This is a genomic window from Thermodesulfobacteriota bacterium (genome assembly GCA_040755095.1).
Classification (GTDB): Bacteria; Desulfobacterota; Desulfobulbia; order Desulfobulbales; family JBFMBH01; genus JBFMBH01.
This window is the reverse complement of the sequence record JBFMBH010000031.1, coordinates 1-12,271: the sequence shown is the minus strand read 5'-3', so window position 1 is coordinate 12,271 and position 12,271 is coordinate 1. Positions and strand designations below refer to the sequence as shown.

Genomic DNA, 12,271 nt, shown 5'->3' with positions numbered 1-12,271 from the left:
GCTTCAGGCTGACCGTTCGGCCAGGAAGGCGGCCACCTGGCCGGGGAGATCGCGAACGTTGATCGGCTTGGTGATGTAGCCGTCACAGCCGGCCGCCAGGGCCTTTTCCCGGTCGCCTTTCATGGCATGGGCGGTGAGGGCTACCACCGGGATGGCGGCGAGAGCCGGGTCCTGCTTCAGCCGCACAGTGACCTCGTAGCCGTTGAGCTTGGGAATCGAGATGTCCATGAGGATGAGCTGCGGCCTGATCTGGGCCACCTGCATCAGGGCCTCTTCGCCGTCAACGGCCTCCACCACGGTGTGGCCGCACCGGCGCAAGACCTTGGTGACCAGCTCCCGGCTGTCGGGGTTGTCTTCCACCACCAGGATGGTGGCTGGATGCTCTGGCGCTTGTGTCATGGCTTTCCTCCCTCCGCCGTTCCCTGCCAGCGGTCGATCACGGTCTTGAGCTCCGCCATCAGGGCCTCGGGGCTGAAGCGGCCCTGGTGGAGGATCGCCTGGATACGGCCATTGAGATGGGCCAGCTCTTCTGGCGACACCTCCCGGCGGGTGACCAGAATGAGCGGCAGGTCTCTGAGCGCCGGGTCGGCCCGCAACCGGCCCAGGAAGAGGTCGAGCTCGGGGTCGGCCAGAAAGGGGTTCATGACCACCAGGTCAGGCCGGCGGCTGTCGACAGCGGCGATGGCAGCCCGGCCGGTGGCAGCGCTGGCCGTTTCGTGGCCAGCGCTGGCCAGCACCTCCAGCAGCCGCTCCACCGTAGCCGCATCGTCATCCACCACCAGGACCGAGCGGATACGGTCGAGGCGGGCCACCTGGCCCAGCCGGTGCAAGAGGAGCGCCCGGTCCACCGGCTTCACCAGGTACTCGGCGGCGCCCAGGCTGAAGCCGTGCTTCTTTTCGTCCACCACCGAGACGATGATCACCGGAATATCCTGGGTGTCCGGGGAGGCCTTCAGAAGCTGGAGGATCTGCCAGCCGTCCGCCCCGGGCATCATGATGTCCAGGGTGATGGCGACCGGCCGCAGCTGCCGGGCATGCTGGAGGACCCCCTGGCCCCCCAGAAGACCCACCACCTCGTAGTCGGGGGCCAGATACTTGCGGATGAGGTCGATGACCTCCGGGTTGTCGTCCACGGCCAGGACCACGGGCCGGTCCAGGTGGCAGACGGAAGGCGGGCTGGTGGCCACGACCTGATTCTCCAGGATCAGCCGCTCGATGATCTCACACCCCTTGCAGAAATCAAGCTTTTCCGGATAGGCGGCGAGCTTGGTGCCCCGGCAGTGGGTGCCGTGGATGAGCCAGCAGCGGTGCTCGTCGCTGCCATAGGCCGGGCAGCTGGTCTGGCCGCAGTGCAGGTACTCCCAGCAGCGGATCGGCCGGCCGGCGTACGCGGGCTCGGCCAGGAAGGTGGCGGCATCCTTGTCGAAGAGGTCGGCCAGGCCCTGGGCCATGGCCTCCTCGACGATGGGCTGGGCGGGGGTGGCCAGGATCTCGGGATCGGTGGGCACCGTGAAAGCAAAGCGGCTGCCGCGGCCGGGCTGACTTTCGGCCCAGATCACCCCCTTGTGCAGGACGACTAGGCCGCGGGCAATGGACAGCCCCAGGCCCGTGCCTTCATATTGGCGGATCATGGACATGTCGATCTGGCTGAACTTGTCGAAGAGCTTGTCCATGTCCTCTTCCCGGATGCCGATGCCGGTATCGGCCACCGCAATCTCCAGGAAACGGGGGGGAAGGCCGGGCGGCGTCCCCCGGGCGGACGGCCGGGCGGTCAGCGTGATGCCGCCTTGCTCCGTGAACTTGACGGCGTTGGACAGCAGGTTGATGACCACCTGCCGGATCTTGTCCTCGTCCACGAAGATTGGCGGCAAGGGCGAGCTGAGGTCCAGGGTCAGGGTCAGGCCTTTCTTTTCGATGAGGGGCTCGAAGGTGACCAGCACCCCGTTGAGGAGATCCCGGACATGGGTCGGCCGGGGGTCGAGCTCGATCTTGCCGGATTCGATCTTGGACATGTCCAGGATGTCGTTGATGAGCTGCAGGAGGTGGCGAGCGTTGTTGGCCACCTTCTCCAGGCTGTTGCGCTGCTCGCCGTTGACCGCACCGTCCACCTCGTCCAGGAGGAGGTCGGTGTAGCCGATGATGGAGTTCATGGGGGTGCGCAGCTCGTGGGACATGTTGGCCAGAAAGGAGGACTTGAGCCGGTCCAGCTCCCGGAGCTCCCGGTTGGCCCGCTCCAGCAGCAGGGTCTTCTCCCGGAGCAGCACGGTGCGGCGGCCGACCTCGGTCTCCAGCTCTCGGGAAAAGGAGGAGATCCGCTCGCACATCCGCTCCACATTGTCCAGCATGGTGTTGGTGTGACCGGCGATGGCATCCATGGCGTCGTCCTTGCCCAGCACCTCGGCCCGGACCGCCAGGTCCCCTTGGGCGGCTCGGGCCAGGATCGCCAGGAGGTTCTCGCTCCGGCTTTCCAGGTAGCGCCGCTGCTCCTCCTCCCGGCCTGCCGCCTCCTGAACGTAGCGCAGATGCTCCGCCTCCAGGACTGGCGTCAGGTCGCGGGCGATCTCCACGCCACCGATCAGGCGGCCCTGGCCGTCCCGCAACGGGCTGGCCGAGGCCATCATCGGCGTGCGGCGGCCGGCGCGATCCGTGACCATCACCCGCACCCCGGTCACCGATTCCCCGCGAGCGAAGGCCTGCTGAATGGGACAGTCGCCATCGCAGATGTCGCTGGCGAAGACATCCCGGCAGGTCATGCGGCCTTCCACCTCCTGCCGCGAATAGCCGGTGAGTCGGGCCGCGGCTTCATTCATATAGGTGATGGTCATGCCGGTATCCACCGTGAAGAGGGGGTCGGCAATGGCCCCTTTGAGGCTTTCCACCAGCTCGATCCGCTCCCGGATGCCCCGGACCATGGCGTTGAAGGCCTCGGCGAGCACCCCGATGGAATCGTGGCTGCGCACCTGCACCGAGACGTCGAGATCGCCGGTCGCCAGCTGGGCGGCCTTGACCGCCAGCTCGCTGACCGGCCGGGTCACCAGGTGGGCCAGGAGGAGGTGGATGACGGCAATGATCGCGGCGATACCCAGGAGGCTGATGGCAACGGTGCGGCTGCCCAGGGAGGCGATGGCCGCATAGGTCTCGTCGGTGCGCTGGCGCACCAGCATACCGCCCAAGGTCTGGCGGGAGGTGCCGTGGCAATGGTGGCACGGCTCCGAGTTGGGGATGCCCTGGATGTTGACCAGAAACCGGCGGCCGTCCACCACTTCTTCGAAGCAGTCCTGGGCCGGGGGCGGGCCGTCGGCCAGCACGGCGGTCAGGGCGGCCAGGGCCCTCGGGTGGCGGGCAAAGACCGAGGCCGGCTGGCCGAGCAGCAGCTTGTCTGTGGAAAAGATGATGGTGGATTCGAAATCGCAGATGGCGATCTCGGTGTCGGCCAGGGCGGCGTCCAGATCGAGAAGCTGCCGCTCCACCGAGGGGCTGTCCCCCACCCCCATGGGATGGCGGATGCCGGCATAGGCCATGAAGGTGACCTGGCGGCCGAAGGAGGTAAGCCGCTCCCGCATCTGGGCCCGCTGGCTGGCCAAAGCCAGCCAGATCACCCCGGCCATCACCAGGGCCACCCCGGCGGTGACCGCCAGGGCGATCTTCAGCCGCAGCCGGCGGTTGATCACTGCGAGCGGGTTGTGCATCTCGTGTGCCCCTCCCCGGATCATCTGGCTGGATGCGACAGGTCGGCAGCGGCAAGCGCGAGGGGGCCGGGCTGTCAGGAAGGAGCAGGCCCTGGCCGTGGCAAGAGGCCGAGTGGACAGGTCCGGTCGGCCCCGAGGACCGGTGGGCGCCGGAATGCCGCGCCGCAGCGCCGGGAGTCGGATCGATACCAGGCTATAGCGGCACCGGGGGGGTGTCAAACGAAAAAGCGGTGGCAGGCCGCCGCGGCAGCCATGTTGGCACGGGCGGCCTGATGGTGTAAGGTGACCTCTGGTGAAGGTGGGGCGCCGGAGCGCTGCTCGCCCGTCAGGACCGCGCCCGTGGCCCGGGCGAGCACGGTCATGCCGCCCGGCCTGTTCCCAGGGATCACCGCCCCGGTCGCCTCTCCGAGCTCCCCTGCATCCATGAGCCATCACATTGTCCAGGTCGATGATCTGGCCTTCCGCTATCCCGACGGCACCCAGGCCCTGGCCGGCGTTTCCTTCCGGATCACCCATGGCGAGGCGGTGGCGATCATTGGCGCCAACGGCGCCGGCAAGTCCACCCTGCTCCTGCACCTCAACGGCGCCCTCACCCCCCAGGAGGGCCGGGTGCGCATCGGCGACTACCCCCTGACCGCCGCGACGCTGCCGGCCATCCGCCGCACGGTGGGCATGGTCTTCCAGGATCCGGATGATCAGCTGTTCATGCCCACGGTACGGGAGGACATCGCCTTCGGCCCCCTCAATCTGGGCCTGCCCGCTGCCGAGGTGGAGGAGGCGGTGGACCGGGCCCTGGCCACCGTGGGGGCCGTCCACGTCCGGGACCGCGCACCCTACCGGCTGTCCGGCGGCGAGAAACGGGCGGTGGCCATTGCCACTGTGCTGGCCATGACGCCATCCATCCTGGTCATGGACGAGCCCAGCGCCAATCTTGATCCCCAGGCCCGGCGCCGTCTGATTCGGCTTCTGGCCGGCTTCGACCACACCCGCATCATTGCCACCCACGATCTCGATCTGGCCCTGGAGCTGTGCAACCGGACCCTGGTCCTGGCTGGCGGCCGCCTCCTCGCCGACGGCCCGACCCGGAGCATCTTTCAGGATGCCAGCCTGCTGGCGGCCGGTCATCTGGAGCCGCCCTTGAGCCTCATGGGCTGCCCGGTCTGTGGCCGGGGTGCCCGGGAGAAATCATGACCACCATCCTGGCGCCGTGCCCCCGTTGCGGCACCACCAACCGGATCCCGGCCGTCAAGCAGCACCTGTCGCCCCGCTGCGGCCGCTGCCACACCGGCCTCGATCTGCGCAGCCAGGCGGTGCCGGTGCCCCTGGACGACAGCGACTTCGCGGCCTTTGTGGCGGCCGCCCCGTTGCCGGTGCTGGTGGAGCTCTACTCGCCCACCTGCGGCCCCTGCCACACCCTGGCCCCCGTGATCGCCGTCCTGGCCCGCCGCTATTTCGGCCGGCTCATCGTCGCCAAGGTGGATGTCAGCCGCGCGAGGGCCACCGCAGCCCGATTCGATGTCCGGGGGGTGCCGACCCTGGTCTTCCTGGCTGGCGGCCGGGTGGTCGACGAGGTGGCCGGGGCCGTGTCCGAGGCGGCTCTGGCCGACTGGGTCGAGCGCCAGCTGGCCCGCCGCTGAGCTGGCCTGCATCTTCTCCCTTGCTGGGATCTTGACCATGCTTCTTGTTGCCGTCATCCTTCTCGCCTACCTGGCAGGCGCCATCCCCACTGGCCTTCTGGTGGCCCGGGCCGCAGGTGTCGATATCCGGCACCAGGGCAGTGGCAACATCGGCGCCACCAACGTCACCCGCGCCCTGGGAAGAGCCTCCGGCCTTGTCACCCTGGCCGGCGATATCGTGAAGGCCGTGCTGCCGATGCTGGTGGCCGGCTGGCTGGCAGAGGCCGATCAGCGGCAGCTGTGGCTGGCGGCAGCCGGCGGTGCCGCCTTTCTGGGGCATTGCTACCCGGTCTATCTCGGCTTCAAGGGGGGCAAGGGGGTGGCCACTGCCCTGGGGGTGTTCCTGGTGCTGGCCCCCCTGGCGGTCCTGGCCGAGGTGGCCCTTTTTGCGGTGGTGGTCTGGCGGACCGGCTTTGTTTCCGCCGGCTCTTTGGCGGCCGCGGGGCTGTTGCCGATCCTCACCTGGCTCGATCAGGGGTCGGTGCTGGTCAGTGGCCTGGCGATCCTGGTGGCGGCCGTGGTGGTGGCCAAGCACCGGGACAACATCCGCCGCCTGTGGCGGGGCGAGGAGAAGCCCTGGCGGGGGGAGGGGCGCTCGGCTGCAGCCGGTATGGAGAAGAAAGGGTGAAGGACGTCGACTGGCGCCAGCTGGAGGCGGCCCGCCAGCTGCTCGGGCTGGGGGAGCGGGCCAGCCTGGCGGAGATCCGGCAGGCCTATCGGAGCCGCTCCAAGGCCTGCCACCCGGACCTGGCGCCGCCGGACCAGGCCGCCGCAGCCCATGAGCGGATGCAGGCCCTGACCGCGGCCTACGACACCTTGCGGCGCTACTGCGCCGACTACCGTTTCCGGCTGGTGCCGGCCGCCGGCGAGACGATGAGCGACGAGGACTGGTGGCTGGACCGCTTCGGCCAGGACCCGGTGTGGGGCCGGCCCGGGGGCGACCCGCCTTAAGGCTGGAAGAAGGCGGTGTCCGTGGTGATGGTGGCCTGGGCCTTGAGGCTGGCCAGCCAGGCCACCAGGAGCTCCTGCCGCCGCTCCTGCAGCAGCTCAGCCTCCAGGGCCTGGGCCCGGTCGGCCAGCACGGTGCGGTCCGGCTCCCGCCGCTCCAGGAGGCGGTAGGCCACAAAGCTGGCCCCCTGCTCCGCCACTTCGGCGGGCAGAGGCTTGGCCGGGGTGAGGGCAAGGGCGGCGCTGTGCGCCGCGACGGGCAAGCCCTTGGCGCCGGCCGGGTTGGCCTTGGAGAAGAATTCGGTCTGGCCGACCTCGGCACCCGCCTCGCCGGCGGCAGCCGCGAAATCTGCCCCCTCCCCCAGCCGGGCCAGGAGGGCGGTGGCTGCCTCCCGGGCCAGGTCCTTGGCCCGCTCCGCCCGGAAATCCTTCTCCGCCCGCTCCCGCACCGCCTCCAGGGGCGGGGTCCTGGGCTCCTGCACCTCGTCGGCCAGGATCACCACCCAGCCCTGGCCGGTCTCGACCAGGGAGCTGAGCTCCCCTTTCTTGAGGTTGAAAGCAGCGGTGAGAAAGGCGGGGTCGGCAGCGATGCCCGGGGCTGGCTGTTGGCGCGAGAAGAGCTCGGTGTGGGTGACGGCAAGGCCGTGGGCGGAGGCGTAGGCCTCCAGACCGCCGGCCAGGACGATGCCTTCGTAGGCCTCGGTGGCCTTCTTGAGGGCGATGTTGCGGCCCTGGCGATCCTGGATCGTCATGCGGATCTCTTCCCGCACCTCGTCCAGCTCCCGGGTGCGGGCCGGCTGGATCGCCTCCAGCTTGATGATGTGCAGGCCAAAGGGGCTTTCGACGATGGGCGCGATCTCCCCGGGCTGCATGGCAAAGACCGCGCTTTCGAACGCCGGCACCATGCGGCCGCGACCGAAGAGGCCCAGGTCGCCTCCCCGGGACGCCGAGCTGTCCTCGGAGTACTGTTTGGCCAGCTCGGCGAAGTCCTTGCCCGCCTTGGCCAGGGCCAGCACCTGCTCGGCCTGGCGTCTGGTGGCCGCCTTCTTCTCCTGGTCGTCGGCCTGGCCGCTCCGGAAGAGGATGTGCCGGGCCCGGCGCTCTTCCTCCAGGCTGTAACGGTCTCGATTGGCCTGGTACTCGGCCGCGATCTCCTCGTCGCTCACCGCCACCGTCTGGGCCGCCTCGCTGCGGGAAAAGGCGAGGTAGCTCGCCTGCATCTCCGGCTGGCTGCGGTAGCGCTCCTGGCTGGCCGCAAAGAAGGCACCCAGCTCCTCCTCGGTCACCGTGACCCGCTCCCGGAAGGTATCGGCCTTGAAGGTGGCGTAGGCCACCTGGACTTCGGCGTTCCTGGCCGACAGCTCCTCGTCCAGAAGCCGGGGGGGCACCGCAGCAAACCGGCCCACCGCATCCACCATCTTCTTGACAAAGAGATCCTGGCGCAATCCTGCCTCAAAGGCCGCTGTGCCCACCCGGGAGCTCTTGGTCAGCTCCTTGTACCACTCGGGATCGAAGACGCCGTCCTTCTGGAAGGCCTCCATGCCCTGGATGGCGCGCCGCAGCTCGTCCCGGGAGACCAGGACCTCGGTGGCCAGGCCGGCTTGGCGCAGAAGCAGCCGATCCACCAGCCGGTTCAGCACCTGGTCCCGCAGGTTCAAGGTGGACAGGAGCTGTTCCGGGACCTGGCCGCCGAACTGGTCCCGGAGCTGGTTCATGGTCTGGTTGTATGCCTCCTGGTAGTCCTGGGCGGTGATGGCCGCACCGTCCACGGTGGCGATCGCCCGGCCGGCGCCACCCTGCCGGCCGATACCGGAGCCCCAGAAGATGAAGACCAGGGCGATGATCACCACCGTGGCCTGAATGTACGGGGACTGGGCCTTTCTGCGCAGGAAATCCATCATGGCAAGAGCACTCCGAGGAGGGGTCCATCGGCCAGAGTGACCGGGAAAGAAGACGAAAATTACGCCCTGCGCTGCGCGGCGTCAACGGTTTTGACCAGAGGGCGGGGCTTCAATTGCCGGGAGAGCTCGTGCTACACTGGGGAGAGGTGGTCGTGACCTTGGCAGGAAAAGCCGAAATGCCGGTTTGTGATGCTCAATCCCCGGAGGGATGTTCATGGGACTGCGAGACATGCGGATTCGAGTCAAGATCCTGGCCAACACGGGCGTCGTGTTGAGCCTTTTGGTGGCCTCGGTGGCGCTGGGCTATGTTGGCATGGAGATGGTCCGGGATCGATACCAGGAGATGCTGGACGTCACCGTGGCCATTGGCGAGCTGGCCCGGGAGATCGAAAGCCACATGCAGCAAAGTCTGCACGCCGAAAAGGATTTCCTCCTGGCCCTGGACCTGGCTGAAGCGGCCAGGGTCGAGGAAAGTGTGGTCGAGGCCAAGACCCGAGCCGCCGCCATGGAGGAGCTGGCCGGCCGGTCCGGTCTGACCGAGATCGCCCGGGCGGCAAGCCAGGTGCAGGAGCTGACCAGCCGGTATCTGGCTGCTTTCCGCAAGGTGACCCAGTCGTGGGAGGCCAGGGGACTTACCCCGGAGACCGGACTGCAAGGCCGATTCCGGGATGCGGCTCGCCGGCTGGAGGGTCAGATGCTCGACCACAGCGTAGATGATCTGGCGATCGGCCTGCTCGAAGCGCGCCGTTCCGAGCAGACGTTTGCCCGCAGCCGCGACGAGGGGCAGGCCCAGCGGTGGCGGGAGGCGATGGCCGATTTCCGAGGCCGTCTGGAGCAAAGCAGCACCAGTGCCGAGATCAAGAAGGAGCTGAGCACCGCTGTCGCCGCCTACGAGGCGGCAGCCAGGGCCTGTCTGGCGGCCGATGATGGCGGCTGCAAAGCGTTGCCGGCAGCCGCCCAGGGCGTGGAGAAGGCCATGGACGACGTCCACGTGCCGGACTGCAAACCCCTGGCCCTGGCGATTCGCGTGCATGAGAAGGACTACCTGCTGCGCCAGGAGCCAAAGGACGTGGCCGCCACCCACCAGGCGGTCCAGGCCCTGGCTGAGGCCTTCCGCAGGGCCGGTGTGGCCCAGGAGCATGTGCGGGATGTGGAATCGGTGCTCGGGGAGTACCAGGAGGCCTTTGACGGCCTGGTGGCCGAGGACGGTCGCATCGCCCGGGGCATTGAGGAGCTGGAGGCGGCCGCCCACCAGATCGAAGAGCTGGTGGCCGGGGTGGTGGCCAAGGCGGATGTCCAGGAGCACGAGCAGGCGGCGGCGGTGGTCCGTGACAGCGACCGCCTCAAGGCCGTGGTCATGGGCCTGGGCTTCCTGGCCCTGGCCGCCGGCGTCGCCTTGTCCCTGATCATGGCCCGGGCCATCGCCAATCCACTCCTGGCGATGATCGACAAGATCAAGGTGGTGGCGGCAGGGGATCTCAGCCTGCGGCTGGCCATCACCGCCAGGGACGAGACCGGCGATCTGGGCCGCTCCCTCGATGGCATGCTGGAGGTCCTGGAGGAGCGGGCCCGGGTGGCCAAGCTCATCGCGGCCGGTGATCTCGGTCAGACCGTGGTGGCCCGTTCGGAGAAGGACCTCCTGGGCGTCGCCTTCCAGGAGATGGTGGCCGGCCTCCGGGAGCGGGCGGCCGTCGCCGAGCGCATCGCCGCTGGCGACCTTACCTGCCGGGTGCAGCCGGTGTCCGAGCGGGACGCCTTCGGCAACGCCCTGCAGGCGATGCTGGCCGCCCTGCAGGGGATCATGGCCGATGTGCAGGCTGCCGCCGAGCAGGTGGCCACCGGAGCCGGCGAGCTGGCGGCCACCTCCCAGAGCCTTTCTCAGGGCGCCAGCGAGCAGGCGGCCAGCGCCGAAGAGATCTCCTCGGCCATGGAGGAGATGAGCGCCACCGTGTCCCAGAGCGCGGACAACGCCCGCCAAACGGCGACCATCGCCCGCAAGGCGGCTGTGGACGCCGAGGACGGCGGGAAGGCGGTGGCGCAGGCCGAGGAGGCCATGCACACCATCGCCGGCAAGATCGAGATCGTGGAGGAGATCGCCCGCCAGACCAACCTGCTGGCCTTGAACGCGGCCATCGAGGCGGCCCGGGCCGGCGAGCACGGCAAGGGCTTCGCGGTGGTGGCCTCGGAGGTGCGCAAGCTGGCCGAGCGCAGCCAGGTGGCGGCCCAGGAGATCAAAGGCCTGGCCGCTTCCAGCGTCCAGGTGGCGGGCACGGCTGGCCGGCTTATCCGGGACATGGTGCCCCAGATCAGGAAGACCTCGGATCTGGTGGAGGAGATCGATGCCTCGGCTGCCGAGCAGGCCAACAGCACCCGGGAGATCTCCCGGGCCGTGGAGCAGCTCGACCAGGTCATCCAGCAGAACAGCGCCTCTTCCGAAGAGGTCGCCTCCACCAGCGAGGAGCTCTCCGCCCAGGCCTCCCACCTTCTGGCTGCCATTGCCTTCTTCCGGCTGCAGCCGGCCGAGGACAAAGGGCGCCGCTCCCGGACCGGCCGGATCCCGGCCAAGGCCCTGCCAGGCCGGGCACCGCATCCCCGTGCCGGCCGCCCGCAGGGGGGGGCGGGGCCTGAGCTGGTCCTGGAGGAGGGCGAGGAGACCTTCGAGGAGAGCGGCCGGGAGGCCATCTGAGGCAGGCGCTCGATGCCGGCGATGACCCGCTGCAGGCACTGACCGGAGACACGTGGCCATGGCGGATCAGGACAGCGCACCCTTGGACATCTCCGCCCAGGTCCTGCAGGTGGCCCGGCGCAGCAACGTGCTGGTCCGCTCCTTCGGCAGCCTGGACGCCGACACCCGTCAGCTTTTTGCCCAGGAGCGCCGGCGGGCCATCCTCCTTGTCCATTCCCATTACTACGAGCGGGAGATCAATCCGGTCCCGCCCCACCGGCTGGACATCTTCGATGCCAGCCTCTGCCGCCTGGTGCACAAGGGGCAGGGGGTGCTGGTGGCGCTGCCGGTGGGCGCGGTGCGCTACGTCCTCCAGTGTGTGGTGGAGGAGGTGTTCATGGACCGCTTCCGGCTGCGCAGCCGGGATCCCCGCCGCTATCGCCGCGTGCGGCCGGCCGGCGATCCGGCGGTCCGGCTGTACCAGGTGCCGGAGGTCTTCTCGTTCATGGTGGAGCGCAAGACCCTGGCTGTCCGGCGCACCGTCCAGGCGGAGGCCGATTCCCTGACCGTGCGGGACGAGGCCTTGGAGCGGAGCAGTCAGGGGCCGGCGCCCCTGGGCGACCGTCTCTTCTCCCTGCCGTTGGGGATCGGCTCGGTGAAGGACCTGTCTTTGGGCGGCGCCCTGGTGCAGGTCGCGGCCGAGCTGGGCGAGGATCTGTCCGACCGGCTGATGCTGGCTGATCTGCACCTGCCGGGGCCCAGCGCCGGATTCCTGGCGGCGCAGGTCCTGGCGGTGGTGCGGGTGGTGGAGCCAGCCTCCCCGGGCACCCGGCTCCACCTCATGTTCCTGGAGCCGCTGCCGCCAACAGCGGAGGGCTTCCTGGCCCCGGCCGATCCGCCGGACGCCTGAGAGACCGTCGGCGCCCAGCGGATCGGCTTCATCTCTCCCTTACGTCCCTGGCCAACGCCACGAGATGCCGGCTTGGCACGTACGGGTCGGGCTCCAGCGCCCTGGTCATGGTCACGCCTCGTCCACCCAGAAAGAGTGGCGCGCCCTCTCTGTCAGACTCTTCTGCATGCCTGACCGCCGTTCCCAGTAGGACTGCCCGATTTGCCTGGGAGACACCGCAGCCGCCCCGTTCCGGACTCGCCGCGACCATTGTGGTGGACGGGCGTCCCCCCCGGGCAGGCCGACCCTCCACCACCAGGCACCCAAAGGCCACCATTCTGGACCACTACTCATCGTCGCATCGCGCCACACGATGCTGCCAGCCGGACACCATCCCTCACCGTCCTACCACTATTTTCAGTGCGCATAGCCACTGGCGCGGGCGGCCTGGCCCATGTCCCGATGCATTGCGGCAGTAAGGCGGTGGCGAGAGGGCGACCAGA

9 protein-coding genes are annotated in these 12,271 nt (G+C 69.0%); 6 read left to right on the top strand and 3 right to left on the bottom strand.

What is annotated here, in order from left to right:
* Nucleotides 1-3 precede the first annotated feature (3 nt).
* Both AB1634_06900 and AB1634_06895 read right to left on the bottom strand, forming a co-directional pair.
* Nucleotides 4-399 carry a response regulator gene (locus AB1634_06900; GenBank protein MEW6219253.1) on the bottom strand — a complete coding sequence of 132 codons (396 nt, stop codon included), beginning with the start codon at nt 397-399 and terminating at the stop codon, nt 4-6.
* The gene (locus tag AB1634_06895; protein ID MEW6219252.1) at nt 396-3,689 is read right to left on the bottom strand and encodes an ATP-binding protein; all 3,294 of its coding nucleotides are present in this window, start codon (nt 3,687-3,689) and stop codon (nt 396-398) included. Before AB1634_06895 ends, AB1634_06900 begins: the two co-directional genes overlap by 4 nt.
* A gap of 423 nt (nt 3,690-4,112) precedes the next feature.
* Here AB1634_06895 and AB1634_06890 point away from each other — a divergent pair, with 423 nt between their 5' ends.
* Genes AB1634_06890 through AB1634_06875 form a run of 4 tightly spaced genes read left to right on the top strand, consistent with a single transcriptional unit; the run spans nt 4,113 to nt 6,316 of the window.
* On the top strand, nt 4,113-4,880 hold the full coding sequence (locus tag AB1634_06890; protein ID MEW6219251.1) for an ABC transporter ATP-binding protein: 768 nt from the start codon (nt 4,113-4,115) through the stop codon (nt 4,878-4,880).
* Entirely contained in the window at nt 4,877-5,326 is a 450-nt protein-coding gene (locus AB1634_06885; protein MEW6219250.1) for a thioredoxin domain-containing protein, read from the top strand. Before AB1634_06890 ends, AB1634_06885 begins: the two co-directional genes overlap by 4 nt.
* 37 nt (nt 5,327-5,363) lie before the next feature.
* A complete protein-coding gene (plsY, locus tag AB1634_06880; GenBank protein MEW6219249.1) occupies nt 5,364-5,993 on the top strand; it encodes a glycerol-3-phosphate 1-O-acyltransferase PlsY in 630 nt (209 codons plus the stop codon).
* Nucleotides 5,990-6,316 carry a J domain-containing protein gene (locus tag AB1634_06875; GenBank protein ID MEW6219248.1) on the top strand — a complete coding sequence of 109 codons (327 nt, stop codon included), beginning with the start codon at nt 5,990-5,992 and terminating at the stop codon, nt 6,314-6,316. The genes plsY and AB1634_06875 overlap by 4 nt, the downstream gene beginning before the upstream one ends.
* On the opposite strand, the gene AB1634_06870 is transcribed toward AB1634_06875, so the two are convergent.
* Nucleotides 6,313-8,214 (bottom strand): SurA N-terminal domain-containing protein, encoded by a 1,902-nt coding sequence (locus AB1634_06870; GenBank protein MEW6219247.1) that lies wholly within the window; start codon nt 8,212-8,214, stop codon nt 6,313-6,315. The genes AB1634_06875 and AB1634_06870 overlap by 4 nt on opposite strands.
* A 214-nt stretch (nt 8,215-8,428) precedes the next feature.
* Between AB1634_06870 and AB1634_06865 the strand changes: the two genes are divergently transcribed.
* Both AB1634_06865 and AB1634_06860 read left to right on the top strand, forming a co-directional pair.
* A complete protein-coding gene (locus tag AB1634_06865) occupies nt 8,429-10,900 on the top strand; it encodes a methyl-accepting chemotaxis protein (GenBank protein MEW6219246.1) in 2,472 nt (823 codons plus the stop codon).
* A gap of 58 nt (nt 10,901-10,958) precedes the next feature.
* Nucleotides 10,959-11,789 carry a hypothetical protein gene (locus AB1634_06860; protein ID MEW6219245.1) on the top strand — a complete coding sequence of 277 codons (831 nt, stop codon included), beginning with the start codon at nt 10,959-10,961 and terminating at the stop codon, nt 11,787-11,789.
* Nucleotides 11,790-12,271 lie beyond the last annotated feature (482 nt).